Annotated in this window: 2 protein-coding genes; both read left to right on the top strand. The window is 70.4% G+C overall.

Annotated features, from left to right (window positions below):
- A partial coding sequence (locus N4P33_RS35170; protein ID WP_260830973.1) for a DUF3017 domain-containing protein occupies nt 1–539 on the top strand: 539 nt, incomplete at its 5' end.
- A gap of 563 nt (nt 540–1,102) precedes the next feature.
- Nucleotides 1,103–1,512 (top strand): helix-turn-helix transcriptional regulator (locus tag N4P33_RS35175; RefSeq protein ID WP_260830974.1); only part of this gene is annotated, 410 nt, incomplete at its 3' end.

Genomic DNA, 1,512 nt, shown 5'->3' on the forward strand with positions numbered 1-1,512 from the left:
CGACCCCCGGCGGCGAGGCGGAAGTCGACCGCGCGGCCCGTCGCGGCGAGGAGCAGCCCGGTCGCGGCACGCCCGGCGGAGAGGCGCCGGATGACGAGCTCACCGTCCGGGACCCCGTCAGTGCGCCCGACTCCGAGGGGACGCCGCGGCGTACGACGCGGCGGTTTCCCTTGTTCACGCGGGACACCGCGCGGCCCGAGGGTGGTGGACGGGCGGCGCCCGGGGACGCGCCCGCGCCCGCGCGGCAGTGGCCGATCCTCGCCGTGCTGCTCACGGTCGGTCTCGGGCTGCTGCTGACCGCCCTGGACGTGTTCCGCTGGGGCACGCTGCTGATCGGCGCCGCCCTGCTGGCCGGCGCGGTGCTGCGCTGGCTCGTGCCGGACGTCGGCATGCTCGCGGTGCGCTCCCGCTTCACCGACATCGTCACGTACGGCGTCCTGGGTTCGGCGATCGTGCTGCTCGCGCTGATGATGCAGCCGGACCCGCTGCTGGAGCTTCCGTTCCTGAAGGACACGCTGCACTTCACGGTCAGCAGCTAGCCGGGGTCACAAAGACAGGCGGACGACGGCCCGTCCTCACCCCCGTGGAAGGACGGGCCGCCGCCGGGAACCACCCTCCTGCACGGTGAAGTGCCTGTTCAACGGCTGTCCGGTCGCTGTGGCACGGAAGTGACCGTTCCGCTACGTGCCCCGGAATCCCCGGACAGAGCCGGGATCTTCGTTCCGTGGGATGAGCGGTACGGCGGTTTTTTACGTGTTCGTACATGTGGTTGCTGTGTGTCGATGTATTGACAAGTTCGCGGATTTGCCCGGAAGTGGTTCGACGCCGGGGCTAGCGTGGACATTCGGGACGGTCCGGGGTGTCCCACGCACATGTGCCGGGTTGTGTTCGGTGGAGGGGGCGAGCGGTGGGACACTGGACCGCAAGCGAGAGGGCGTGCGACGGTGCACGCCCGCGGCCCTGATGCTCCCGTGCGCCCCCACCCCGGGAACTGAGATCCTTGTTGGTGGCATCCCTGTGGGTAGCCAGAACGACGACTCGGCCAAGGGCACCATGCGCGAGGAACGAAACAGCACGAACCGGGGGGAAGAGGGGGGAAGCAATGCCTCGTTGGAAGGCCTTGCCGGATGAGCTCGATCCGCAGATCAGGGAGTTCACGAGCCAGCTCAGGCGGGTCGTGGACCGCAGTGGCCTGAGCGTCGCGTCCGTATCGGACCGCACGGGCTACAGCAAGACGTCCTGGGAGCGGTATCTCAACGGCCGGCTGCTCGCACCCAAGGGCGCGATCGTGGCCCTGGCCGAGGTCACCGGGACCAACCCGGTGCATCTGACGACGATGTGGGAGCTCGCCGAGCGCGCCTGGAGCCGCTCGGAGATGCGTCACGACATGACGATGGAGGCGATCCGGATCTCGCAGGCGCGCGCCGCGCTCAGCGAGCTCGCCGGGCCGTCGACGGGGGCGAAGGCGCGCAAGGGCTCCGCGTCCCGGCCGGGCGTCGCCGGACCCGCCGG

It is taken from the genome of Streptomyces sp. 15-116A (assembly GCF_025290915.1).
Classification (GTDB): domain Bacteria; phylum Actinomycetota; class Actinomycetes; order Streptomycetales; family Streptomycetaceae; genus Streptomyces.